This window comes from Streptomyces sp. NBC_00637 (assembly GCF_045161545.1).
Lineage (GTDB): Bacteria > Actinomycetota > Actinomycetes > Streptomycetales > Streptomycetaceae > Streptomyces.
The window spans coordinates 160,988-185,365 of sequence record NZ_CP109046.1; the positions used below are offsets into that span (position 1 = coordinate 160,988).

The following is a 24,378-nucleotide window of genomic DNA, read 5'->3' on the forward strand; positions in this document are numbered from 1 at the left end:
GGGGACAGGCGCACCGTCCGCGGCTGACCGGTCACCGGTGGGCGCCGAGGACGTCGTCCAGGTCTACAAAGCCAGACTCGTCGCAGCCAGAGTCCCTTGGTCGCTCGACTTGTACGGGAACTTAGAGGAGGCGCCTGCCGGTACTCACTCATAGCGGCTGTCAGGTAGCCAGGCCATGACTGCCGGAGCCTCTCGTTCAGCGGCTATGCACGTAGGCGGAGCCCGCAATTCGGAGCGCCGTATGGGCGCCTCGACACCGTTCCCGGGCAGCGTCCAGAGCCGCCTCCGCCTCGAGCGAGAACCGGCCGTCGTTCGCCGGGCCTAGGACTACGTTGGGCAGATCCACAGCCGTCCGCCATGCGGTCTCCATGGCACCCAGAAGTGCAGGCTCTGATGTAACGAGGAGCCCGATCCGGTCGCGGGCGACCGTGGCCGAACTGCGGGTGGTGGCCAGAGCCGTGCGTTCCTCCGCCGTCTCAGCGACGCCAGCGCGCCGGGACTCGACGGATAACCAGTGCGCTTCGCGGTGGCGGACGATCGCCTCCAGCAGTTCCGCGACGGCGTTCGTCACCTCTTGGCGGTGCGTGTGTTGCCGAGCCTGCCGATCGCCAGACCGTTGGGTGTACCCAGCCAGGGCGACACCGGCGAGGGTGCCCAGGACGGCCACGATCGTGGACCACATCTACGCCTCCTTGGACGGTCAGTCATCATCCTCGCTGAGGACGATCTCGACTTCCTTGATTTTGCCGCTATATGACAGCTCGGCGCGGATGTTCCGGTCGCCGGGGATGCCGGCCTTGCTCGCGTCTTCGATGAAGGCCGCGAGCTCGTCGAGGGTCATGTCCTTGGCTTCACCGGTGGCCCGGAGTGATGTCGGCACGGGTCCCTGGTGGCGTAGGTGGGCCCCGTCGCGGGAGGGATTCGCGACGGGGGCCCCGGGCGGATCAGTGGCCACAGTCGTTGGTCCACCAGCCGCACGTGGCGCAGTACTCGTAGAGGGCGGCGATGACGCGGCGGATCATTCGTCTGTCGGGCCGTCATGCATGGGCAGCTGGGGGAAGCCGAAGGGAACACCGCCGGTGGTGGAGGGGCCGTCGAAGGTGTCGCCGTTGCTCGTCGAATCCGGGAGATCGAACTGGTTGCCGTCCAGGGCGAGGAGCCGCAGACCTCGCCACCATGCGCCGGGCGTGGTCGGGGTGGCGAGCGAGCCGGTCACCTGGCGGAACACGGCCTCCAGCACGTCCTCGCCGAGGCGGGTGCGGGCCCGGCACAACGACGACCGGTGCACCTGCGTGAGGGCCCGGCCGCCTGGGATGCCGCTGGTCAGTACCCGCAGCACCTCCTCGTACGGCTCCCGGGCGAACAGGCACGGGGCCAGGACGAAGTACACGACCAGTCGCGTCGGCAGGAGGCGGCGCCGCCGCTCGGCACGGTCGTGTTTCGCTATCGCCGCGTCCACCAGCTCAGCGGTGAACACCTTCGTCAGGATCCCGATCCGCACCCGCTGGCCCGCGCCCCACTCCGTCACACGCGGGGCAACGATCCCCGCAACTCAAAGGCAACTGCATTGGCCTCGGTGGGCCCCCGGCGACAGGCCACAGTGCCGCCGTAGGAGACAGCGGGCTGGCAGTGGGCGCCCCGGCTGCCGGACCCGTGCGGGCAGTACTGCCCGCACGATGCTGCGAGTGCTTGAGTAGCGACTGGGTTGGCCAGCAGCCGCGTTCTCCGACAGGGCCGGAAAACTAAGGCGCGGCAGGCTGCCCTGCCATGTGATGATCCCCTCCGGCGTGCCGGGGTTGCCGGCGCGTCGGCCGTGTGAACACACCCTTGGGGGTAGCAATGAGACTGTTCTCTGCTGGACGCCCGTTACACCTCAGATCCGGTGCCGCCGTGGTGCTGGCCGGTTTGCTCACTGCCGGTCTCACCGCGCCCGCGTTCGGCGCTGACGATCCGGCGCAGACCGACCAGTTGTCGGTCGGCGCGCCGACCGATCAGGCACTGCCGCTCGGCACGGACGGCGGTCCGGCGCAGTCCGTCGTCCTCGGCGTGGGCATCTACCACGACAACGAGAACTTCACGGTGACCAACGGCAGGCTCACCATCGACGCCTCCGGCCTCTCCGGGGTCGCCGAGGTCACCTGGCCCGACAGCTGCACGCCAAGCGGCACGACCGCCGTGTGCGACATCCCCGTCATTCCCACGACGGGAGCCCACCAGGTGCTCCTGGGAGTGCGCGCGGCCGACGGCGCCGAAATCGGCGCACAGGGCCGGATCACCTACGAAGCGACGGCCACCGGCGGTCCCGATGGCACGCTCACCGCGCCGCACGACAGCTACACCACCACGCTCACCGTCGGATCCGGGCCCGACCTCGCCATCGCCCCCCTCGCCGACATCAAGAACGCTCAGCCCGGCGACGAGCAGACAATCCCGTTCAAGATCACCAACAACGGCAACGAGAGCGCGAACGGGTTCACCGTCAAGGCGTCCACCTCGTACGGGCTGACGGATCTGACGCGGTACGACGCCTGCACCTACACCGAGGCAGAAAACAACGCCTATCCACCGACGGCCACGGCGCTCTGCACGTTCGACCAGGTGCTGGCCCCGGGCGACAGCTTCGAGCTCCCCGAGCCGCTGACGGTGCGGCTCTCCCCGCACGCACTGGCCGAGCGGCTCGACATCGATGTCGAACCAGGCTTCGGCGCCAAGGACCTCGACTCCCGGAACGACTACACGGCCCTCCAGATCCGCGCGGAGAACACCGCGGACTTCTCCGTGACCGGTGCCACCATCTCCGGCGCCGCGGGCGAGACGGCCACGGCCGAGCTGACGTTCAAGAACAACGGGCCGGCCTGGGTCGGACACCTCGGCTCCGGCGATCCGGTCGCCGTGCTCCGGCTGATCGTCCCCGCGGGCACCAAGGTCACCGGTATGCCGTCCGGCTGCTACCCGCACACACTCGACGGCGGCTACTACCCGAGGCCGGCAGGCGCCCCGCGCTACGACTGCTACCTGCCGTATTGGGTGCTGGAGGACACCAAGCGCACGTTCACCTTCTCCGTGCGCGTCGACACGGTGGTGCCCGGCGAGACCGGCGCCGTGAGCATCCACCCCCCGTTCGGCGAGTTCGGCGAGTACGAGAACACCTTCGACCCGGACCTCACGAACAACACGACGGTCCTGACCGTCAACTGACGTCCCCGGCCAGCACGACGGACACCGCGGCCCGGTGTGCGGTGCACTGCTACTTCTTCGGCTGCTCCGGCCGCGGGAGCAGTGCAGCACGTCGCCAGGCCGGCCATGGTGACGTCGTCGGCCCGCCCTGTCGCACGATGCTTCGGCCGGACGCCGGCTCCTCCCCCACGGGAAGGTCGTCGAGCCTGGGCGCGTCTGGACAGCCGTCCATCCGCAGGACGTACCGCGAGGGGCCGGGGCAGGACCGCCCCGGCACCTCTGGTCACTGCTCCCGGCTGAGGTAGTCCGGGAAGACTGCCGCGACCAGGCGCTCCAGATGATCCACTCGGTGTCCGCGGCCCGGGGAATGGTGTTCATCCGGTTGGCCGCCAGCAGCATAGGGCAGAGGTGCAGCAGGAGGACCATGCGCGGGGGTCGCCGCCCTCGAACCCACCACGGCGGTGCTGCTGAGCGCATCGGTCGCGACTGGCCACGTCCTCGGCGGCGTCGGGCCCTCCTGGGTCCTGATCACCGTGGTCGTCTGGGTGGTGGTGCTGGCGGCGGCCGCTGGGACCCGGCGCTTGTGGCAGCCGTACACGGGCCCCTGGGCGATCATGCCCGAGCGGGATCGCTGGGTCCCGCGGCGTGGCGGTCCTGGTGCTCGCTGCGCTCCTGACGGGCATGGTCCGATCGGCGCCCACCTCCGTCACCAGTGCCCTGCTGTACGGCGCGGGCGCCTGCCTGATGAGCTGGGCCCTCAGGCTGCGGCAGCAGCCCCTCACTGCCCGGCGCCGATCGTAGACGGCAATAGGCCTCCACGAGGCACTCGATGTCCAGCGGGTTGGAGCGTGCAGTAATCACAGGGCTCTCGCAGGGAGTCGATGTCGCCGCCCCTGACCGCCATGCGGGGTCAGCGTCTTGGGGCTTTGCAGGCCGCGTTGGTGCTGCTTCCTTCCGCTTGCAGGTGGAGGCTGCGGCTTGGCCGCCGGCGCCAGCCCGGCCCGGCCAGTTCGCCGTGTGAGCCGACACCGGCATCGCCGCCCTCGCGGGTCGGGGTAGACGGAGACATGCCGCACGGGTTGGGCCGGTGTGACCCGGCTCGACTCCGGTATGGGGGTCGGGGCGAGAGAGTAGTCGTAGAAGGCGCCCGACTGGCGCTGGGCGACTATCGAGGCGATCTCGCGGACTGCGCGTGGAACTCGCCCCCACGGCGTCTCCGCCACCACCGCCTACTTCTCTCTGATCCAGACGGACATGATCAGAAACGGCGTCGACGCGGATCCTGCGATTACTGAGATGCCGGCCAGGGTCATCGGTTCCTGGAGGTGTTCCAGGGCCCGCTGGCGGGCGGTGGCCGTTCCGGCTGCAGTGGCGCCGGGAAGCGGGTGCTCGATGTACTGCGCCTGTGTGCCACGCGGGCGCCTCGGTCGTGACCCACCACCGCGGCCTCCTCGAAACCGAGCCCCTTCGACGAGGCCGGCCAGGTCGGCAGCCTCACCGTCTTCGGCATCTTGGCACTTCCAGGACGGAAGGATCGCCGAGCACGAGGACGTCCTCCAGGAGGCGCCGACCCCCACCGACAGCGAAGACGTGTTCGCCACGCTCAGCCATCCGCAGACCTCGTCGCCGGGACGAGGGTGGCTCACCTCGTACAACAAACCGACACAGCCTGCTCAGGAGAGGTGGCGCTTGAGGATCTTGCCGGTGGAGGTCAGGGGCAGTTCGTCGACGAACTGGATGATGCGCGGGTGTCGGGACGCGGTGTCCGTCAGCAGTCGTGACACGTTGCGGCTCGGGCTGAGCATCATTGCTCTCCTGGTCTGCGGGTGGGGGCGGTCGAGCCGGGCAACGGCCGAGGCAGCCACGTGGGCCCATGGCCTGCCGTCCGATGGGCAGCAGATCGGCCGCAAAATCACCTGTCGATCATAATATTACATGCGTCAGATCACGGATTAGGATGGAATGCGAGGCAAGGGCCTGGCGGAGTTGAGGGAGGAACCCTGTGGCGCGCTACACCAAGGAGCACAAGCAGGTCACGCGGCAGCGGATCATCGAGCGGGCCGGCCACCGGTTCAAGCAGGACGGGATCGACGGCTCCGGCGTCTCCACGCTGATGTCCGACGCCGGGCTCACCAACGGGGCCTTCTACGCCCACTTCGAGTCCAAGGACGACCTCGTCGCCCACGTCGTCGCCGAGCAGCTGCGCGCGCAGGTCAAGCAGTACGGCACGCTGCGGCCCGGCCGTGAGGGACTCGAGGATCTCATCCGCGCGTATCTGTCACCCGAGCACCGGGACAACCCCGGCGACGGCTGCCCGTCCGCAGCCCTGCTCGACGAGATCGGCCGCTGCGGTGACGCGGCCAAGGATGCCTACACCGACGGCGCGAAAGCCATCCTGGACGAGCTCGCCGCCCGTCTGGCACCCGAGGATCCGCAGTCCGCCCGCGGCAAGGCCATCGGGCTCTACACCATGGCGGTGGGAACGCTGCAGCTCTCCCGCGCGCTCTCCGACCGGACTTTCTCCGACGAGGTCCTCGAGCAGGGGATCGAGAACGCCCTCGCCTTCGCGCGATGACGGTCAGGACCGGCTGGGTGAGCACCTGGCAAGTGCCGGGGCGCCGGCGCCGTGCACCCGCGTTTCCGCGCTCAGCCTGAGCGGGTGGTCCCGGGGCGACTGCGATCTCGGGAGCGACCGACGCGGCGGTCCTCCGCTCGTACGGCGGCTGGCGTCGCGCGGGTTCGGCATGCGCCGTAGCGGCAGCGCGCTCCTGGGCCTGGCGCGCGGACGGGACGCCGACCACACCGGTCTCCGCGTCGCCATCCTGCACGACAACCGGCTCGGCGCCGTTTGACCGAGAAGTGAGCAGGCCAGTTACGTCGAACAGGTGGCAGAGCCGCCCGCCCACCGGGCGTCACGGCTCTGACCCACGTCCTCGGCCCGTACGCAGACCGCACCGCGGCCCTACGGCCGGCCGAAGAACTCGAGAGCGGTCGGCACGAACTGCTCGTGGTACTGGAAGATGCCGCCGTGGCCGCCGTCGGGGTAGATCACCAGTTCGGCGTTCGGCAGTCGCCCGGCCATGTCGTGCGAGTTCGGCGTCGGAACCATCCTGTCGTTGTCGCCGTTGGCGACGAGCACGGGCTGCTGGATGCGGGAGAGATCCTGCGGCCGTGCCAGCCCCCAGCGGTGGATGGCCTTGAGCTGGGAGAAGTAGGACTTGAGAGCGATCGCCTTGTCCCGGTCCTTGGTGCGCTCCTTCAGACGGGCCAGGAACTCCTTGCCGGCCCGGCGACCGTTCGCGGTGCGGGTGAAGAAGAGGAACATCTTCACGTCCTGAAGGGTGAGCAGTGCCCGGAGGGTGTCGTAGTGGGAGATCCGGGTCACGTTCTTGATGCCCTCGCCTCCGGCCGGACCTGTGCCCGCGAGGATCAGCCTGCGGATGAGCTGCGGGTCGGTCTGGGCGATCACCTGGGCGATCATGCCGCCCATCGAGAAGCTGAGGACGTCCACCTGCTCGAAGCCCAGCGCCCGGATGAAGGTGACGGAGTCCCTGGCCATCTCCTCGATGGTCTTCGGCGTCACGCCACTCGACGCGCCCACACCCCTGAGATCGAACGTGATCACCCGGTGCTTGGCGGCGATGCCGTCCACGACCCGGGGGTCCCAGTTGTCCAGGACGGCGGCAAGGTGGGTGATGAAGATGACCGGCATGCCGGTCCGGGGGCCGAGGTCGCGGTAGGCGAAGGTCACTCCGTCGGCGGTGACGGTGCGGGTCTGCGCGTTCTTGTACGACGTCACACCGTCACCTCGTGTGTCGCGTGCGTTCACGGTCGTGCCCTTCGATGTGAGGATTACCGCCACTGTGCGCCGACCTCTGCTTCCTCGCAGGTGGGCGCAGAGCGGTTCCCGGGTCTCCCGGCTGCGGCTGCAGTCCGGGGTCGGCGGTCAGAGGAGGCCGAGGAAGTGGGAAACCCCTTGGATCAGGTCCCTGAACAACCCGTCGACCATTGACGTATGACCATAATTTCATCAGGGGGCAAGGGGGCTGGCCGAACGAGATGCACAGCGGCGGAATCACGGGTTCCCCGGGCGTCGGGGTGCACCAGCACAGCGAACCACCAGGGCAGGAGCGGCTCACCTACGCCGGCGGCCACGAGACGCTGGTCGTGACCGGCGAGCCGTGGCCGTCCGGCCCCGGACCGGGGACAGCCGACGATCTGTACGACGGTTTCAGGACTTCGATGCCCGGCGTGAGGACGACGCCTGGCTGTGCCCCGGATTTCAGGACGGAGGCTGGGCCGGAGTGCGCACCGCGGACCACGACGACGCCCGCCTCAGCCCCGCCCCCCCGGCCACCGGTACGGCGCACCTCCCACCTGCACCCACAGCGGATCTGGTGCAGCGCTCGCGGCGCTCGTCGGCAACACCGTCGGCACGACCGGGGAAGGCCGCTCCACGGCGACACTGGAGCTCATGGGACGTCAGATCGCACTTCTCGACACCCTTTGGAAGCTCGACCGGCCCTTCGTCGTCCTGCTCCAGGGCAAGCCCTCGATCCTGCCCGCCCGGGCACTCGGCACGGACGCCATCGTCCAGGCCTTCACCCCGGGGATGCAGGCGGTCGGGCGGTCACCGAGCTCTTGCTCGGGCGCATCGAGCCGAGCGGGTGGCTGCCGGTCCACTACCAACCAGGCCCTGGGGCAGCACGGCTGCCGATGCGCCGCTCTGGCACAGGATCCGCCGTTCGCCTTCGGCGAGGGCCTCAGCTGCACGACGGTGCACGACTCGAGACCCGCAAGGGCGCCCCTACGACGAGCAGGCGCATCGCGTCCGGGATGGCCCGCTTCAGCAGTACGGCGCTTGCGGCTTCGACGTCGCCCTGGTGCTCGGCGAGCACAGCGTGCACCGCTTCGTGGATCAAGTCGACGGGTCCGGACGGCTCCTGGAACGCCCGCCCGCGCGGAACTGCACCTGTCTCGCGGGCCGGACGGGGAGGACGCGCCGTGCGCGGCACTCGAGCCCGGGCAGATGGCGCGGTGGGCGAGAACTTCGGGGTTTGTGCAGGGGTTGCCTGACAGCCGGAGGGGTCCAGATGCTGAGCGAACCCGGCCACACGCTGTCTGGCCGGACGCCCGCACAGCACACACGGCGGGGCAGGCGGGTTCAGGTTGCCGGGCATGCTTTCACCCCACACGAGCGGTGCGAACATGCACCACGGTGGGGAGGTTCTCGACACGCGGACCTTCCCCCCGGCACGGTGCTGCACCCGATCGCCAACGTCGCGCTCGACACCCCGCCCGGCCCGGCTTCCATGGTGCGTTCATACCTCTGAGTGAGGTCGGTCGGATCCAGGGGGGCGGGAGCAGGGATCTGCCTAGGGTGATTCTGGGGTGGCGGGCAGCCGCTCCGATCGGCGCATCGACTCATGTACGGGAGCTTGTGTGGCGCAGCAGCACACGACGTCACTCCGGCACCGTCTCCGGTACCGCTTCGACCGTCTGGTCTCGGGGGGAACGACCGCGCTCATCGGCTGGCTCGCCCTGGCCTGCCTCGCCGTCGTCGTTCCGGCGAGCATGGTCCTCGTCTGGTCCGACCGGGCCGCTCCGGCCACGCTCTCCGGCCGGCTCACCGCCGTGTGGGTCAGCGTCGGCCAGACGCTGAAGATCGGGGGCGCCGTCGGCTCACCGCTCTACGTGCTGGCTTCCGTATCGCTCGCGCTGGTGGCGCTGCTCTTCGTGTCGACCCTGGTCAGTCTGATCACCACGGGCATCAACCGGCGCATCATGTCGCTGCGCCTCGGCCACTCCACCGTGCTGGAGACGCGGCACACCGTCGTCCTGGGGTGGTCGGACCAGGTCTTTCCCGTGCTCGGGGAGCTGGTGGCCGCCCACGCGAACCAGCGCCGCTCCGCCGTCGCCGTGCTTGCCCCGCAGGACAAGGTGTGGATGGAGGACGAGATCTCCACCCGCGTCAGCGACAGTGGCAGGACGCGGATCATCTGCCGCAACGGGAGCACCACCGACCCCACCGAGCTGTGCCGGGTGAGTCCGCGCACCGCGAAGGCGGTACTGGTGCTGCCTCCCACCGGGGACACCGGTGACGCCCACGTGGTGAAGACGCTGCTCGCCCTCGACGCGGCCGTCCCCGGGTCCGGTCAGGGGGAAGCGGTGGTGGTCGCCGCCGTCCGTGACTCCCACAACCACATGACCGCCAGGCTGGCTGCCGGGCCCACGGGACACGTGCTGTGCGTCGACGACATCGTCGCCCGGCTCCTCGTCCAGACCGCCCGGCAGCCCGGCCTCTCGCTCGTCTACTCGGAGTTGCTCGATTTCGAGGGCGACGAGTTCTACCCGGTCGCCGCCGGGGGCCTGGTGGGGCGAACGTTCGGCGAGGCGCTGCTGTCGTTCGCCACCTCCTCGGCGGTCGGCCTGCTGCACACCGACGGGAGCGTCACCCTCAATCCGGATCCCGGGGTGGCGATCGTCCCGGGCGACCGGATCATCGTCATCTCCCAGGACGACGACACGGCCGTGCGGGCGGACGTGGCCTCCCATGTCGAGGAGGATGCGATCGTGACGGCCGGGCCCAGGACCGTCCAGGCCGAACGCCTCCTCCTGCTCGGCTGGAACCGCCGCGCCCCGCTCGTCATCGAGCAGTTCGACCAGTACGTGAGCCCGGGAACCACCCTGGACGTCGTGGCGCTCGGCGAGTACGCGGCCACGCGTGGCGCGCGAGCTCTCACGGCGGCGCGGTCCCGCCTCGAAGTCTCCTTCCGTGAGGGCGACATCACCGACCCGCTCACCCTGGCCAAGCTGAACGTGCCCTCGTACGACAGCGTGATCGTGATCGGTGAGACGGAACTCGCGGCCCCGGCCTGCGGCTCGGCCTCGGGCACGCCCGTCGCCTCTCTCGCTCCGGTGACGGATCCGGAGGCGCGGGCGGACGACAGGACACTGGTCACCCTGCTGCATCTGCGGGCTGTCGGGGACGCCGCGCAACGGGAACTCGCGCTCACCACCGAGCTGTCCGACGACGGCAACCGGCTCCTCGCGCCCGCCCGTGACGGCGCCGACTTCATCGTGAGCGGCCGGCTGATCAGCCTTCTGATGACCCAGATCTCACAGAGCCCGTATCTCGCCGCGGTCTTCGAGGAGTTGTTCACGGCGGAGGGCCACGAGTTCCACCTCAAGCCGGCCGCGGACTACGTCCGGGCCGGCCATGAGGTCTTCTTCGCCACCGCCGTCGAGTCGGCGCGGCGGCGCCGGGAATGCGCGGTCGGCTACCGGCTGCGCGCGCGGAGTGCCACGGGCCCCGACTACGGGGTGCGGATCAACCCCGACAAGCGGCAGCGGGTCCGGTTCTTGGAGGAGGACTGGCTGATCGTGCTCGCCGAGAGCTGACGGCGCGCCGCCTGGGCGGCCGCTACGCCGTGTGCACTTCCAGAGCGGTCCGCACCGCGGATTCCAGGGCTCCCTCGATCCACGCGGGCTTGATGGAGGTGTGGCACCCGGCGAAGTGCAGGTTGCCCTCGGCCTTTCGGACGTGGGCGAAGAGCTCGGTGTGCTGGCCGGGGAGCAGCACGGACGCCTCACCGTAGGCGTACGGGTCGCGCATCCAGGACTGGGTGCGGCCGACGCCGGTGTAGAACACCTCGATGCGCTGCCCGAACACCTCCTGGACCCCGGCAAGGGCGCGGGGGTAGCGCTCCTCGTCGTCCAGGGAGTCCCACTTCAGGGCGTCGTCCGACCAGCTGTAGGAGGCGAGGATGACGCCGCCGGCGCTGCCTTCGACGGGGTAGGAAGGCTGGAACATGAAGCGGTTGGGGTTGTCGGTGGCCGAGCCGCCACCGATGACGCCTGCCGCCTCGGGCTGGTCGCGCGTGACGATGCGGCTGGCCGTGTAGTGGGCACGCTGGCCTGCGGAGATGTGGCCCTCGGGTACGGAGGGGTGGGCGCCCAGCAGGGTTCCGTTCGCCGGGCTCTGCCCGGTCTGGTACTTCCGGTACAGGCCGGGCTGCACGGCCTCGAGCGCGCGCTTCCAGTCGGCCTCGTCGAACTCCCACCAGCGGCGGCTGAATTCGAGCAGCACCTTGGTGGCGGCGTCGTAGTGCAGTTCGGTGACCGCGCGCCGCTTGCCGTAGGAGAGCGCCGGGGTGATGGGGATGTGGCGCAGGCCGGAGAAGGGGACGGTGATGATGGCGGTGTCGGCGGTGAAGGTCTCGCGCCGTACGGGGCTGCCGCCGCGGCCCTCGGAGACGGTTTCGACAGTGACCTTGCCCTCGCTGTGGGAGATGCGGGTGGCACGGCGGTCGAGCCGCACGAGGTCCTTCACGCGGGCGTACAGCGCGTCGGCCAGGGTGGCGGTGCCGTCGGGCAGTTCGTAGAAGGCGGTGTCGGGGCTGATCAGGGAGGCGCCGATGAAGCTGTGTACGAAGGCGAGGTGCAGGCGGGAGGTGAGGTTCTCGACGGTTCCGATCAGGTCGATGGTCCGCTCGTCGAGCCTTGCCTCTTCCGTCAGGAAGCGGTACATCGACATGTGGCCGTACCGCTGGATGACGCGTGCCCAGCCCTCGACGAGTTCCTTGTCCTTCTTGCCCTCGATCTCCTTGCGGACGGGGGCGAAGGCGTCGCGGACGATCTGCGAGGCGGGGACGGACTCGTACGCCTGCGGCACTCCGAAGGAACGATTGAGTGCCTGCGGGGCGCGCGCGTAGTCGGCGCGGCGGACGCGGATGCCGTTGACGTAGATCCACGTCCGGTAGGCGGGGCGGCCGGCCCCGTCCACGTCGACCAGGTGGAAGCGACGGCGCTTGAGGCCGAGGCTGTCCATCAGTCCCGTGACCAGGGGGTGGCTGTCGGGGATGCGCATCGCGCCGGCTTCGGCGTACTGCTTCGGGTCGGCAAAGGGCTGGGCGGCGTTCTCGTGGCCGCCGGTGCGGAAGGTCTTGATCCGGCCGCCCACCCGGTTGGCGTTGGCCTCGATGACGGTGACCTGGTGGCCGGCCTCGCGCAGGAGGTGTGCGGCGGTGAGGCCGGCCGGCCCGGCGCCGACGATCAGCACCTTCTTGCCGGGGCGGCGCGAGCGGGGCAGGCCGTTCTTCAGGAGGATGTCGGCGTAGCGCGGTACGAGCGGCTGGTCCTCGTCGTCCCGTACGAGGATGGCCCGGGCGATCGTCAGGCAGGCGCCCCAGTCGGCGACCGCGGTGGCGGGGGCGGCCTGCGAGGTCTCGGCGGAGGTGGCGGCGATCGTCAGCCCGCCGGCTCCGGCGATGGCGGCCGCGCCGGCGATGACGGTACGGCGGGAGGGCGCCGGTGCGGGCCCGCCGGGGGTTCCGGGAGCTTCGGAGGTATCGGAGTTGGCAGCGGGATCCATGATCATGACCCAACTCTTGCCGCTCGCCCGGACCCGAACGGCCGGAATGCACGCGCGCGGGGAAGTACCACCCGGACGTGCGTCGCGCGCCGTCCCGAGCTGACGAACTGAGTTTCGTACGGGCGGCCTCCGCTCCGGCCGCACGTCCGCTACGCGGGGGCCGTCGGGGCAGGTTCGGAGTCCGCTCGCTGTCTCACAGGTCGCCTACGACGCCGACGCCACGGAACAGAACTTCGGTCAGGTCGCGTCCGCAAGCGCAGGCGGTCCCGTCGGAGCCTGTCTCTCACCCAGCCCGGGCCGGTGCTGTGTCCGGTTGGAGCCTGTCGCCTGATCATCACAGACGACAGGACCGGACCTCCCCAACCTCAGCGCCGCGCGCTGCCCCTGACCACGGGGATGCGACCGGCCCCGCCGCTCTGGTGCAGTTCGATGGCCAGCGGTGTGGCGGTGAACATCGAGGAGTAGGTGCCCACCACGAGGCCGATGAGGAGGGCGAGAGCGAAGTCGGTCAGGGTGTAGCCGCCGAGAACGGCGAGCGCGGTGAGGATGAACGCGGCGCCCATGCCGGTGTTGACGGTGCGGGGCAGGGTCTGCAGAAGCGCCTGGTTGGCGATGCGGGCGAAGGGCGTCTTGCGGTCATGGCGGCCGAGTTCCCTGATCCGGTCGAAGACGACGACGGAGTCGTTGACGGAGTAGCCGATGACGGTCAGCAGCGCGGCCAGGAAGACGCCGTCGACGGGCTTGCCGAGCCAGGCGAAAATGCCGATGAGGATCACAACGTCGTGGGCGAGGGCGGCGACCGCCGAGGTGCCCAGCAGCCAGCGGAAGCGTGCCGCGAGATAGATCAGCTGGGAGGCGAGGGTGACAGCGAGGGCGATGAGGGCGCCTTGGCGCAGTTCCTTGCCGAGGCTGGGCCCGATGGCTTCGTCGCGGATCTTGTCGGCCTGGTGTGTCAGGTCGGTGATGGTGTCGGTGATGGTCGCTGCCTGGATGTTGCTCAAGTGGTGGGTACGGACGGTGAGCTGGTTCTCGCCGGAGGTCTGGACGACGGCCCGGGGGAATCCCGCGTCGGCGAGCGCGGTGCGGGCCCGGTCGGCGTCGACGGGGGCGGCCGTGCTGTATTCGATGAGGCGGCCACCGGTGAATTCGATGCCGAAGTCGAGGCCGCGCACAGCGATGCCGGAGGCAGCGAGGATGAGGGCGGCGGCGGAGGCGGCCAGCCACCGGCGCGGGTGGCGCATCAGGTCCGGGTGGGTACGGGTGAGGCGATCGCGGACGGTGCCGGTGTGGGCGATGCCGGTGAGGTGGGGGCGGCGGCGCAGGCGGGGGCGGGCGACGGCGTAGTCGGCCAGGGCACGGGTGATGACGAGAGCGCTGAGCATGGAGGCGAGGACGCCGATGCCCAGCGTGACGCCGAACCCGCGCACAGGGCCGGAAGCGAGGAAGAACAGCAGGCCGGCGGCGATGAGGGTGGTGATGTTGGAGTCGGCGATCGCGCTGAAGGCCCTGCGGAATCCGGCGGTCAGGGACGACCGTGGGGTGGGGCGGTGGCGAGAGGCGTACTCCTCGCGGGCGCGTTCGAAGACGAGCACGTTGGCGTCGACTGCCATGCCGATGGCCAGCACGAAGCCGGCGAGGCCGGGCAGGGTGAGGGTGGCGCCGAGGGCGGCGAGGGCGGCGTAGGAGATGAGGCCGTAGCAGGCCAGGGCGACGGTGGCCAGGGCGCCCATGAGGCGGTAGACGGTGATGATGAACAGCGAGGTCAGGGCGGTGCCGATGACGGCGGCCCAGGCGCTGGCCCTGATGGCTTCCGCGCCCAGGGTGGGGCCGACGGTGCGCTGCTCGACGGTCTCGACCGGCACCGGCAGGGCGCCGCCGTTGATGAGCAGGGCCAGCTCTTTTGCTTCGCTGTCGTCGAACGTGCCGGTGATCTGGGTGGAGCCGCCGCTGATGCCGGACCGGCAGGCGACGGACGGGTCGACCTGCGGCGAAGAAATGATCTTGTCGTCCAGGACGATGGCGACCCGGCGGGCCGGGTCTCCGGCCGCGTGGCAGGCGGCCTCGCCGGTCAGGCGGGCCCACCCCTGTTCGCCCGATCCCCTGAAGTCGACGGTGACGTGCCATCCGCCGCCGCTCTGCTGGTCGAAGCGGGCGGTTGCCTTCTCGACGTCCTTGCCGGTCAGTGAAGCCGCCTGAAGACGCAGATGTTGGCCGGACTCGTCGGCCAGCACCTGCTGACGAGGCCGTTTGGGCAGCGGTTCGGGCAGGTGGTCGGCGCCAGCGGCCGTGCCGAGTACCTGGTGGAAGGTGAGCTGGGCGGTGCGGCCGAGCACGTCGGCCGCCTTGCGGGGATCTTGCAGGCCGGGCAGTTCGACGACGATCCGGTCGCTGCCGGAGCGGGTGATGGTGGGTTCGACGACGCCGAGCGCGTCGATGCGGCCGCGCAGCACCTCTACGGTGCGGTCCGTGGCCTCGCCGTCGGTGTCGGCGGCGGTGGGGCGGGTTTCCAGCACGAGCTGGGTGCCGCCTCGCAGATCGAGTCCGAGGTGGACGGGCACGGTGAGCGCGACGTACAGGGACAGGACGACGGCAGCGAGGGCGATCAGCCCTCTGATGTGCGGGGATCGGTTCACAGGGGGCCTCCGGCAGGCACACCACGGCCAGGACAGTGGCCGCGGCCAAGAAGGGAGAAGAGGTGAAGGGTTCAGATGCCGGAGAGCACGGGTGGTGCCCTCACCCCATGGCGGTGTGCCGGTTGCTCCGATTCAGGCGGGCCTATCGCCGAGAACGGGGGCTGTGCGAGCCGGAACGGGTCGGCCCCCATGCCAGGCGACGCACTCGGGGTGGAGACCGGCGGAGCATGACGCTCGCCGGCGCCGTCCCGATGGCTTCGAACGGAAACGGTGCAGACCGCAGGGTCCGCCCTGTCCGCGTAGGACTCGCTGTGCGCCGACGCGGCCTCGGCAGCGGCCACCGTGCCACTCGATACACGGGGGTCCTCACTGCCCAGGGCAGACGAGCCGAGCAGGGAGGCCAGAACAGCGAGCAGGACGGCCCACACCGCTGGCGAGCCAGATCCACGCGTGCGCGGAGCGGTGCGCTCGAAGCGGGCCATCCCCTCTCCCTTCCCCTTGGTGGCGCCGGTCGGCAGAGCGCGGAGTCTCCGGGCCCCGGCTGGGGAGTGGGCTGCCGGAGCCGTGAGGAAGACAGCAGGCTCAGGCTTGGATGAGACCCGCGCGGATCGCGTAGCGGGTGAGTTCCAGCCGGTCACGCAGGCCGAGCTTGTGCAGCAGGTTCTCCCGATGCCGGTGGACGGTCTTGATGCTGATGAAGAGCATCTCGGCGATCTCCTTCGACGAGTGCCCCTCGGCCACGAGCTTGAGGACCTCCTCCTCGCGTGCGGTCAGCACCTGATCGGGCGGCTCCTCGCCGTGGCGGACCCGGTCGAGGTAGTTGCGGATGAGCGCGGTGACCGCACCCGGATACAGGAAGGGCTCGTCGCGCATGGCGGCGCGGCATGCGGCCACCAGGTCGCGGTCGGCCACGGACTTGAGCACATATCCGCTGGCGCCGGCCTTCAGCGCCTGGAAGAAGTACTGCTCGTTGTCATGCATCGTCAGCATCAGCACCCGCACGCCGGGCTTGAGCGCGAGAAGTTCCCGGGTGGCCTGCAGGCCGGTCATCCGGGGCATGGCGATGTCCATCACGGCCAGGTCGACCTCATGGGCGCGGGCCAGCTCGATGGCCTCCGCCCCGTCCCCGGCCTCGGCGACGACCTCCAGGTCCGGTTCCCGGTCGAGGATGAGCCGCACCCCACGACGTACCAACGCATGATCGTCGGCGAGGAGGATACGGATCACGGATGTGTGCGGCGTGGTCATGGCTGCTTCCTGAGGGGCACGGTGAGCCGGACCGTCGTACCGGCCTGCGGCTGGGAGATGACATCCAGAGTGGCCCCGATCAGCAGGGCCCGCTCGCGCATTCCGCGCATTCCTGCCCCTTCGCGGGCAGCCCCGGTGCCGCGGCCGTCGTCGATGACGGCCAGCACCACCGCCTCGCCGGTGTGGCGCAGGCTCACCTCGACCTGGCCGGCCTCGGCATGACGGGCCGCGTTGGTCAGGGCTTCCTGGGCGACGCGGTACAGCACCAGCTCCGTCTGATGGTCCAGCGCGGGCAGACCGGTCTCGAAGCGACGTACCACCCGCAGCCCTACGTGGGTGGCGAACTCGCTGGTCAGCGAGGTCAGCGCGCTGACCAGACCGAGATCCTCCAGTACGCCCGGCCGTAGCCGACGCACCAGACGCCGTACCTCGTCCAGGCTCCCCCGGGTGATCTCCTGTACTTGCCGCAGGTCACCGCGCAGGGGCTCGTCGGCGTCGTCGGCGGCCCGCTCCAGCGACAGCAGGATCGCGGTCATGCTCTGGCCCACCTCGTCGTGCAGTTCCTGGGCGATGCGGCGCCGCTCCGCTTCCTGCGCGAACAGGGCGCGGGCGCTGCTGGAGGCCCGTTCGTGCTCGAGGCGCTCGAGCATGGCGTTGAAGGTGCGGATCAGTTCGGCGGTCTCACCACGGCCCCCTTCCGGCAGCCGTTGCCCGGGACGCAGCAGATCGACGGTGGCCATCAGCCGCGTGAGCCGCTCCAGCGGGGCCAGCCCGATCCGCAGCAGAGCGGCGTTGGCAACCAGCATGACCACCAGGCCGGAGACGAGGATGACCGCCTCGGTCAGCACCACCGGCACGGAGACGGTCACCGGTGCCCACAGCAGCAGCGCGGTGGCGCTTCCCAGCACCACCGCATTGAGCACGAAAATCCGCCAGAACAGGGACACCGGAATGACGCCTCTCTATGTGTGACACGGCTTTGTCTCTTCTGTCGGTCACCAAGCACTCCGAGCATGAGCTGCGTCCACTGGTCCTGACCGGCCTGCTGTCCAGGCTGCCCGCTTGCCGGTTCCGGCGTCGATGGGCTCCAATGCCCATTTCCCGCTCGTGGCCTCCCCATCCCGCGATGGGCCTTGCGCCATGCCATAGATGGGTATCGCGCCCGATGGGCTTGGTGCGGCATCGCGGCCACGGTAGAGGCATGGACCAGCCCCCGTGACTCTCCCCCGGCCCTCGCCCCAACGCCTACCCCGCCCGGCGTACCTCACCTCACGTGGAAAGAAGGAATCGCCATGTCACTCGATACGCCCCAGACCGAAACCCGCCCTGAACGACTGACGGCGCACGAGGCCCTCCAGCGCCTCGAACACGAACGGGCCTCCCGCCTCACCCAACTGCGGGCCATCGACGAGCTCCGGGCTGACGCGGAGGAACAGGTGATGTCCACGCAGAAAGACACCATCCAGCGAGTCCTCGCCGAGGTCGAGGCCGCTTTCGCCCGCGTCCAGGACGGCAGCTACGGCATCTGCCAGGGCTGCGCCAGGCCGATCCCGGTCGAACGCCTCGAGATCCTGCCCTACACCCCGTTCTGCGTCCCCTGCCAGCGCTATTCCGCCTGACAGCCACCCGTCCGACCTCCCTCTCCCGCCCTGTCCAGGGGGTGACTTGGTGAACCACCAGATCATCGACGACCGCAACACCAACCTGTCGATCGAGGACTTCGCCGCACTGCGCGAGAACCTGCACGAACAGCGCCTGTTCCGCCAGGAACAGCTGCACCAGCTCTCCACCGCCGCCACGACCCGCGCCGACGCGCGCCGCGACCGGCAAGCCGCGTCCCAGATCGAGGTCCGCGTCAAACTCGCCGCCTCCGCCCGCATGGTTCTGGCCGACGTCGAAGCCGCCCTCGAACGGATGGACCAGGGCCGCTACGGCACCTGCCACCTGTGCCACAGCCCCATCGCTCGCGAGCGACTGATGATCGTGCCGCAGGCCCGCTACTGCGCCCGATGCCAGCAGGTCAGGGAGGCCGACCGGTGACCACCGCCCCCAGCCCCGATAGTCCCGTGGCCGCCCGGCACCGCTCGTGGCCCTGGTGCCGGCAGTGCACGGGCATCGCCCTCGATCTCGGCAGCGCCCGTACCCGCGCCTGGACGTCCGGACGGCGCGTGATCCTCGACGTGCCCACGGTGACCTTCCCGGGCACCGGTGCCATGTATCCCATCCAGCGCGGGGCGATCGTCGACACCCCCGGAACGGCTCGGATGCTCGACCGGCTGCTCAGCCACCGCCTGCCCCGCTTCGGCCGCCCGCTGCTCATCCTGACCACGCCCGTCCTGGGCGGAGTCACCTACCGTGCCGAAGCCCGCACCGCAGTGGACGTCCTGCGCCCGCGCACCGTACTGACCGTCCCCACCGCCCGTGCTGTGGCGATGGCCGCGGACGCCGACCTCACCCATCCCCTGCTCGTCGTCGACATCGGCGCCCACCTCACCGAGGTCACGCTCCTCACCGACGGCGCGGTGACAGACGCCCGCCACACCGCCCTGGGCACCAGCGACCTGGACAGCCTCACCCCGCCCGCGCAGATCACCGACGCGGTCGTCGCCATGCTGACCGCCATGCTGGACCAGGACCACACCTCCCAGACGCTCGACGCCCTCCAGCGGGGCGCACTCCTTGCCGGCGGGGGCGCACTGCGACCCGACATCACCTACGGCCTCACCGGCCGGCTGCACACCCCCGTCCAGCCCGTCCCCTCTCCCCACACCGCCGCAGTGCGCGGCGCAGCCAAACTCCTCCAAGCCGCCCACACCCACCCCTCCACCACGCAGCAGGGTCTGAATCCGGCTCGTCACATCAAGGGCGGTGACGCCGTCCTTGACGAAGGGGAGTAACCGGTGGGCGAGATCGACGATGCGTTCGAGCGGGCCAACCGCGAAAGCTTCACCCGCCAGCCGCCCAAGACCCTCAAAGCAAGGTCGGCTGCCTGCTCAGGCAGCCGGGCAGCGCCCGCGCCGTCGCGCAGGGGGGGCACACCGCCGACTCCGTGAACAGGTACCGGCGCGGCGCCCGCAAGCACGCCCGCGTTGACGTCGCCGCGAAGATCGACGACGCGGTACGGCAGGCTGCCGGTCACAGGTCCGCAACAGGTCAATCAGCACTTTGTGATCTTCGATCACTCACCGGTCGCACTGCCGGAGCCGATGCTGACCACCCCTGTGTCCGTGCCCGATCTGCGGCCTGGCTGTGCTGCGGAGCCGAAGATATGGACAGGGTTTGCTGCTGTCCATTGTCCACCTCGGACACGAGCCTCCATGGGGTTCGGCAAGCTCTCCTCCTCGACGAGCGTCTTGCTCAGCCGGGGAGCCGCTGCGGCGAGCATCGGGAACAGGTCTGCGGCGGCCCGGTGGGGCGGAACTGGGTGCTGAGCGTGGAGGGTTCGCCGATGAGGTCGCGCAGGGCCCGGTCACGGGGTTCGCGCCCGGCTTCGGCGCGCATCAGCGCGACGGTGGTCACGGCGGCGGCCTTCCAGTCCACGGTGGCCATCGCCAAGTACGCGTGGTCCGGGCGTGAGCGGCTCGGCATGCCCTGCGGCCCTGCACCCAGCGCCGCCCCGACACCCGGCTCGACATCCCCGCCTTACTCGCGGCACCACCCCGGCTTTCCCCCACCGTCCCCTGCCGCAAGGACACCAGCACGATGAGCAGCCCACCTCGCCCGTCGCGGTCTCAGACCCTGACCCGTCCGTATTCGTCTGTCCGGGCAGCCAGGTCGGCCCCCGCGCCACCTGCCAGCGCAAGACCCACAAGTACGGCCACGCCTACCGCGCTGCGTGGGAGGCAGGCCACCCCGCTGAGCAGACCGACATCGCGGTCGCCGTCCACGGGTTCGTCGCCGACACCGACGACCAGGCCCGCGCCACCTACCTGCAGTACGAACACCGCATGATGGCCGCCATCGAACTCCTCGGCACCAAAGTCCTGCCCCGGATCCGCGCCGAACTCGGCCCGCGCTGCACAGCGGGCCACCAGCCGCCCCAGGCGCGTTCGGCCAGTGCTGGTACCCGGTGACGGCACGCCCCACGGGTTTGCTAGGCGTCGGCGAGGAGGGGGTCATACGGGGTGTTCGTGCGACGGCCTGCCATGAAGGAAAGGAACTGGCCAACGAAGGCGCTGCGGCCGTAGGTGCCGTCGGTGATGGTGAGGTCGCGATGGAAGGCGGTGCGGAAGAGCGCCCGGTGCTCGTCCGCGTCGATGGTCCCGCTGCCGTCCTTGTCGGTGGCGTCGAAGAGCACCTCGGCGACGCGGATGAGCGCGGGCCCGGCGAGGGAGGGTACGGCGGCGGCGTACTCGTCGGCGCTGACGCGGCCGTCGCCGTCCGTGTCGAGGGTGGCCTGGAGTTCGCGCCACCAGGCGGCGAAGGCGTCGTAGAGGCGGGTCTCCTCGGGTTCGTCCAGGTCGAGGCGGGTGGCCAGTTCGCGTGCCATGGCGGCGAGGTCGGGCCAGTCAAGGTGGCCGTCGCCGGTCTGGTCCAGCACCTGACGGAAGAACTCCTCCGCCGAGCGCCGGCCCTCTCCCGTGATCCGCGAGGCGGCCGGGACCGGGTCGGGGCCTGTCTCATCGCTCAGTGGTGTGAGGAGGCGGAGCAGGGCCGAGGCCCGCTTCATGCGAGCGCGCAGCGCGGTGACGGTCCGGGCGCGGGGGTCGTCGCTGTCGGGTGAGAGGGAGAGGGTCTCGATGATGGTTTCGGCGTCGATCCAGCCCTCGGGCAGGAATCGGGTGAGCCCGGCGGCCAGGTAGGCGCCCTGCATGAGGGTCGGGGTGCCAGGCATCTCGGGCAGGCCGGCCCTGCGCCGGTAGGGCTCGGGGAGCGAGGCGACGGTGATCGCGCCGAGAAGCGGACCGACGACGGCCCGGCCCGCCGCCCACAGGGTCGGCGCGCCGGCGAGCAGCGCGGGGGCGGGCAGGTGGTCGAAGAGCCGGTAGAGGATGACGCGGGCCGCCTCGGTGTTCTCCAGCTCCTCCTCGACGACCCTGTCGAAGTACCGCCAGAAGTCGGCCAGGTCGTCGGGGAGTTCTCCGGCGTCACCGTCGAGCGCGGCGAGGTACGCGCGGTACTCGGCGTACATGCGCTCCATGGTGTCCTGGTCGAGCGGCTGGCCGCTCAGTCGGCACATCGTGACAGCGCTCTCGAAGAGGGTGGCGACCACCCAGGCGCGGGTCGCGCGGTCCATGGCGTCGTAGGTGCGGCCGCGGGCGTCGGAGCCGCTCATGCGGGCGTGCAGCCTGTTGAGGCGGGCGGCCTCCCGTTCGCGTACCGCCGGATCGGCGTCGAACATGCGCCGCATGCTGAGGAAGGTGTTGCGCAGCCGGCGCCAGGGGTGGGCGACGAAGGTGGAGTTGTCGGCGAGGGCGGCACCGATCTGCGGGTGGGCGGCCTCCAGCACGGTGGCGCGGATGATGGCCAGCGCCCAGCGCGGGTCGTCGAAGAAGGCGCGGAACTGCGACTCCGGCCCGAACAGAGGTGCTTCGTCGGCCGTTGTGGTGGTTCCAGTCGTCATGACGGGTCTCCGTTCGTCTGGGGCGGCACGCCGCCGAAGCGGCGGTCACGGCGCCGGTAGGTGTGCAGGCAGGCGAGGAAGTCCGGGGCCCGGAAGTCCGGCCAGAGCGCCTCGGGGAAGACCCACTCGGCGTAGGCGACCTGCCAGAGCATGAAGTTCGAGATGCGCTGTTCGCCGGAGGTGCGGATGACGAGGTCCACGTCGGGGGTGTCGGGGAACGGCAGGTGGTCCGCGAAGAGCCGCTCGGTCACCTCCTCGGCGGGCGTCCCGCTTCGGATCAGCGACCTGGCGGCGTCCACGATGTCCCGGCGTCCGCCGTGGTCGAAGGCGACAGTCAGCGTCATCCCCCGGCTGTCGGCGGTCAGCGTCGCCAGATCCTCGAAATCCTGAGCCAGCTCACGGGGGATGCGCGGGTCCGAAGCCCCGAGGAAGCGGCAGCGGATGCCGCGGGCGAGCAGCAGCGGCGCGTGCTTGCGCACAACCCGGCGGACCAGACGCATCAGGTAGTCGACCTCGGAACCAGGACGCTTCCAGTTCTCGGTGGAGAAGGCGTACAAGCTGAGCCACTCGACGCCGGCCGCCCGGGCGGCCTCGATGATGTCGATGACGGTGGTCTCCGCTGCCCGATGGCCCGCCGTCCGGGGAAGCGAGCGCCGCTGAGCCCAACGGCCGTTGCCGTCCATCACGCAGGCCACGTGCCGCGGCACCGCACGCACCGGCCCGTCGACTCGCCGCTGCTCGTCGCTGTCCTGTCGCCCGCTTGGCCGGTTCCCCGTCGCCGCGCCTGCGCGCTGGATGCCCTGGTCCTTCACACCCAGCCCCGTCTCCCCCGCAGCGGCACGGTCGGCCCTGCCGCGCTCGGTCACGCCCACCCCATATCGCCCATACGCTCCACCGGAGCGTCCCTCTCCAGGAGTCTGGCGTGAATGGAAGGGTCCTGACCGGCTAAACGGGGGCCGTCACCCCTGGCTCATCTGCACGATTCCCCAGGAGAAGCGAGACACGACATTGGTGAATCTGTGGTGGGTCGCCTGGATCACGCACGCGCTGGTACTCGTGATGGCGGGCCGGACAGCCCCGGGATCTATGGCCGTCCTCGTGGTGGCGGAGGCGCTCATGATCGCTGCGGCCCTGCTGATGGGCCTCGTCATCGAGCGCATCACGGTGCTGCAGAGCACCGCGTTCGGTGCCGCCGTTCCCGTCGCGCCTCGGGCCCGGACATGAGGCATTTCGAGAACGGCAAAGCCCTGTCTGCCCTCCTGGAACCGTCGCCCTACGACCAGTAGCGAGGTAGGGCCGCCATGCCTCCGCGCGGTCCTTCAGCTTGCCTACGGCAACGCGACGCCCCTGCACTCTTGCGGGTGTGGGGGCCTTTTCACTGATCAGAGGGCCGCCGTGTTCGCGTCGGCGCGCCCAGCAGCTTCGGCCATGCGGGGCTGTCGGCGTCCTACCGCACCTCCCCCTCACCTGCGCCGGAAACCTGCAAACCTCGCGGTGCGGGGCCCATACAGCAGCACGATACGTCTCGTCGCCTATTCCGGAGCCGCCGATGTCGTGCAGTCCGCTGCCCCTCGATATACATCGGTTGCCGAGCTCTACTCACAACTCTCCGGAGCGCTGGCCGGCTTCGCGCTCGCGGCCGTGTTCATCGTCGTGACGCACTTTCTCGGCGAGGCCGCGCCGACCGGTCGCCGGGAAGAAGCGCTCGGCCAAGCCCTTCCCACGCTACTCGCGGCCCTCCTCGGGCTTGTCCTCAGCTCGCTCACCTACTGCGTCGTCGCGGCCGACGGAGAAGACCGCGGCCGGGCGCTGTTCGAGCACGTCGTGGCCGGCGTCGGTTTCTCCGTCGCCGGAGCACTGCTCATCTTCGCCGCCGTCCTGCTCATCGAGGGTGTGCTGCCCTACGACCCCATCCACTACGCACGGCGCCTGCTCGGCCAGTGCGTGCCTCTTCCGGTGTTCGCGCTCCTGTGCGACGCCGTAGTACGCCTACGGCAAGGCGTACTACGGCGGGCGGTCCCCCTTCTGGCTGGGCGTCCTGATCGTCCTGCTGCTGTTCTCAGTGCTCGCCGTGTCGGTCGTCGGCTATGCGGCGTACGGCCGCCCCGGCCTGGACGGGATCCGGGTGACCGGTGGCGGGGCCGCCCGGACAATCGCGGTGAGTGGACTGTCGATCGTGACCGCGTGCCTGCTGAGCGTCGTGACGACGATGAGCCTCGCCGGCACGGGCTGCTCCGTACCGGTCGGTGCCGTGGTCGCTGTCCTGCTCTGCGGATTCTTCGCAGCCCTCGGCCTGTGCGTCTGGCTCTTTGTTACCCGCCCGGCCCGCCCCACAGCCCCGGTCCCGGCTCCCACGCGGGCACCCGTCGCCTAGAAGGCCCGGG

General features: G+C 70.2%; 21 protein-coding genes and 1 pseudogene. 8 read left to right on the forward strand and 14 right to left on the reverse strand.

Features of this window, described 5'->3' with window-relative positions; all coding sequences use genetic code 11:
* Positions 1 to 196: 196 nt before the first annotated feature.
* The 3 genes from OG440_RS00670 to OG440_RS00680 all read right to left on the reverse strand — a co-directional run bounded on the left by OG440_RS00670 (position 197) and on the right by OG440_RS00680 (position 1,528).
* On the reverse strand, positions 197 to 682 hold the full coding sequence (locus OG440_RS00670; RefSeq protein ID WP_406004845.1) for a hypothetical protein: 486 nt from the start codon (positions 680 to 682) through the stop codon (positions 197 to 199).
* An 18-nt stretch (positions 683 to 700) separates the two neighbouring features.
* Positions 701 to 841 carry a hypothetical protein gene (locus OG440_RS00675; RefSeq protein ID WP_406004846.1) on the reverse strand — a complete coding sequence of 47 codons (141 nt, stop codon included), beginning with the start codon at positions 839 to 841 and terminating at the stop codon, positions 701 to 703.
* 177 nt (positions 842 to 1,018) lie between these two features.
* Positions 1,019 to 1,528, reverse strand: coding sequence for a transposase domain-containing protein (locus OG440_RS00680; protein WP_406004847.1), 510 nt, complete (start codon positions 1,526 to 1,528; stop codon positions 1,019 to 1,021).
* 377 nt (positions 1,529 to 1,905) lie between these two features.
* Between OG440_RS00680 and OG440_RS00685 the strand changes: the two genes are divergently transcribed.
* Entirely contained in the window at positions 1,906 to 3,198 is a 1,293-nt protein-coding gene (locus tag OG440_RS00685) for a hypothetical protein (RefSeq protein WP_406004848.1), read from the forward strand.
* 1,652 nt (positions 3,199 to 4,850) lie between these two features.
* On the opposite strand, the gene OG440_RS00690 is transcribed toward OG440_RS00685, so the two are convergent.
* Positions 4,851 to 4,982 carry a hypothetical protein gene (locus OG440_RS00690; protein WP_406004849.1) on the reverse strand — a complete coding sequence of 44 codons (132 nt, stop codon included), beginning with the start codon at positions 4,980 to 4,982 and terminating at the stop codon, positions 4,851 to 4,853.
* A 197-nt stretch (positions 4,983 to 5,179) separates the two neighbouring features.
* Between OG440_RS00690 and OG440_RS00695 the strand changes: the two genes are divergently transcribed.
* Positions 5,180 to 5,752 carry a TetR/AcrR family transcriptional regulator gene (locus tag OG440_RS00695; protein ID WP_406004850.1) on the forward strand — a complete coding sequence of 191 codons (573 nt, stop codon included), beginning with the start codon at positions 5,180 to 5,182 and terminating at the stop codon, positions 5,750 to 5,752.
* Positions 5,753 to 6,139: 387 nt separating this feature from the next.
* On the opposite strand, the gene OG440_RS00700 is transcribed toward OG440_RS00695, so the two are convergent.
* Together OG440_RS00700 and OG440_RS00705 are read right to left on the reverse strand one after the other, a co-directional pair.
* Positions 6,140 to 6,976: an alpha/beta fold hydrolase gene (locus OG440_RS00700; protein WP_406004851.1), complete on the reverse strand. Its 837-nt coding sequence runs from the start codon at positions 6,974 to 6,976 to the stop codon at positions 6,140 to 6,142.
* Between the two features lie 1,015 nt (positions 6,977 to 7,991).
* A pseudogene (locus OG440_RS00705) lies at positions 7,992 to 8,327 on the reverse strand (transcriptional regulator); the annotation flags it as partial.
* Positions 8,328 to 8,619: 292 nt separating this feature from the next.
* Between OG440_RS00705 and OG440_RS00710 the strand changes: the two are divergent.
* Complete coding sequence (locus OG440_RS00710; protein ID WP_406004852.1) at positions 8,620 to 10,578, forward strand: CASTOR/POLLUX-related putative ion channel; 1,959 nt, start codon at positions 8,620 to 8,622, stop codon at positions 10,576 to 10,578.
* Positions 10,579 to 10,600: 22 nt separating this feature from the next.
* Here the strand turns inward: OG440_RS00710 and OG440_RS00715 are convergent, their stop codons facing one another.
* From OG440_RS00715 to OG440_RS00730, 4 genes are all read right to left on the reverse strand, one after another.
* Positions 10,601 to 12,550, reverse strand: coding sequence for a flavin monoamine oxidase family protein (locus tag OG440_RS00715; RefSeq protein WP_406011207.1), 1,950 nt, complete (start codon positions 12,548 to 12,550; stop codon positions 10,601 to 10,603).
* A gap of 365 nt (positions 12,551 to 12,915) precedes the next feature.
* Entirely contained in the window at positions 12,916 to 15,183 is a 2,268-nt protein-coding gene (secD, locus tag OG440_RS00720) for a protein translocase subunit SecD (RefSeq protein WP_406004853.1), read from the reverse strand.
* A 582-nt stretch (positions 15,184 to 15,765) separates the two neighbouring features.
* A complete protein-coding gene (locus OG440_RS00725; RefSeq protein ID WP_406004854.1) occupies positions 15,766 to 16,431 on the reverse strand; it encodes a response regulator in 666 nt (221 codons plus the stop codon).
* The gene (locus OG440_RS00730; RefSeq protein ID WP_406004855.1) at positions 16,428 to 17,378 is read right to left on the reverse strand and encodes a HAMP domain-containing sensor histidine kinase; all 951 of its coding nucleotides are present in this window, start codon (positions 17,376 to 17,378) and stop codon (positions 16,428 to 16,430) included. The genes OG440_RS00725 and OG440_RS00730 overlap by 4 nt, the downstream gene beginning before the upstream one ends.
* Before the next feature lie 345 nt (positions 17,379 to 17,723).
* Between OG440_RS00730 and OG440_RS00735 the strand changes: the two genes are divergently transcribed.
* The 3 genes from OG440_RS00735 to OG440_RS00745 are packed head-to-tail and all read left to right on the forward strand — an operon-like array spanning position 17,724 to position 19,328.
* Positions 17,724 to 18,050, forward strand: a complete 327-nt coding sequence (locus tag OG440_RS00735; protein ID WP_406004856.1) for a TraR/DksA family transcriptional regulator — start codon at positions 17,724 to 17,726, stop codon at positions 18,048 to 18,050.
* A gap of 46 nt (positions 18,051 to 18,096) precedes the next feature.
* Positions 18,097 to 18,471 carry a TraR/DksA family transcriptional regulator gene (locus tag OG440_RS00740; protein ID WP_406004857.1) on the forward strand — a complete coding sequence of 125 codons (375 nt, stop codon included), beginning with the start codon at positions 18,097 to 18,099 and terminating at the stop codon, positions 18,469 to 18,471.
* Positions 18,441 to 19,328 carry a rod shape-determining protein gene (locus OG440_RS00745; RefSeq protein ID WP_406004858.1) on the forward strand — a complete coding sequence of 296 codons (888 nt, stop codon included), beginning with the start codon at positions 18,441 to 18,443 and terminating at the stop codon, positions 19,326 to 19,328. The genes OG440_RS00740 and OG440_RS00745 overlap by 31 nt, the downstream gene beginning before the upstream one ends.
* Positions 19,329 to 19,788: 460 nt before the next feature.
* On the opposite strand, the gene OG440_RS00750 is transcribed toward OG440_RS00745, so the two are convergent.
* The gene (locus tag OG440_RS00750) at positions 19,789 to 19,980 is read right to left on the reverse strand and encodes a hypothetical protein (protein WP_406011208.1); all 192 of its coding nucleotides are present in this window, start codon (positions 19,978 to 19,980) and stop codon (positions 19,789 to 19,791) included.
* 23 nt (positions 19,981 to 20,003) lie between these two features.
* Between OG440_RS00750 and OG440_RS00755 the strand changes: the two genes are divergently transcribed.
* The gene (locus OG440_RS00755) at positions 20,004 to 20,504 is read left to right on the forward strand and encodes a hypothetical protein (protein ID WP_406004859.1); all 501 of its coding nucleotides are present in this window, start codon (positions 20,004 to 20,006) and stop codon (positions 20,502 to 20,504) included.
* Between the two features lie 20 nt (positions 20,505 to 20,524).
* On the opposite strand, the gene OG440_RS00760 is transcribed toward OG440_RS00755, so the two are convergent.
* From OG440_RS00760 to OG440_RS00770, 3 genes are all read right to left on the reverse strand, one after another.
* Complete coding sequence (locus tag OG440_RS00760) at positions 20,525 to 21,994, reverse strand: oxygenase MpaB family protein (RefSeq protein WP_406004860.1); 1,470 nt, start codon at positions 21,992 to 21,994, stop codon at positions 20,525 to 20,527.
* Positions 21,991 to 22,710 (reverse strand): polyprenyl diphosphate synthase, encoded by a 720-nt coding sequence (uppS, locus tag OG440_RS00765; RefSeq protein WP_406011209.1) that lies wholly within the window; start codon positions 22,708 to 22,710, stop codon positions 21,991 to 21,993. The genes OG440_RS00760 and uppS overlap by 4 nt, the downstream gene beginning before the upstream one ends.
* A 1,009-nt stretch (positions 22,711 to 23,719) precedes the next feature.
* A complete protein-coding gene (locus OG440_RS00770; protein WP_406004861.1) occupies positions 23,720 to 23,911 on the reverse strand; it encodes a hypothetical protein in 192 nt (63 codons plus the stop codon).
* Positions 23,912 to 24,056: 145 nt separating this feature from the next.
* Between OG440_RS00770 and OG440_RS00775 the strand changes: the two genes are divergently transcribed.
* Positions 24,057 to 24,368 (forward strand): hypothetical protein, encoded by a 312-nt coding sequence (locus tag OG440_RS00775; RefSeq protein WP_406004862.1) that lies wholly within the window; start codon positions 24,057 to 24,059, stop codon positions 24,366 to 24,368.
* The last annotated feature ends 10 nt before the right edge of the window (positions 24,369 to 24,378 follow it).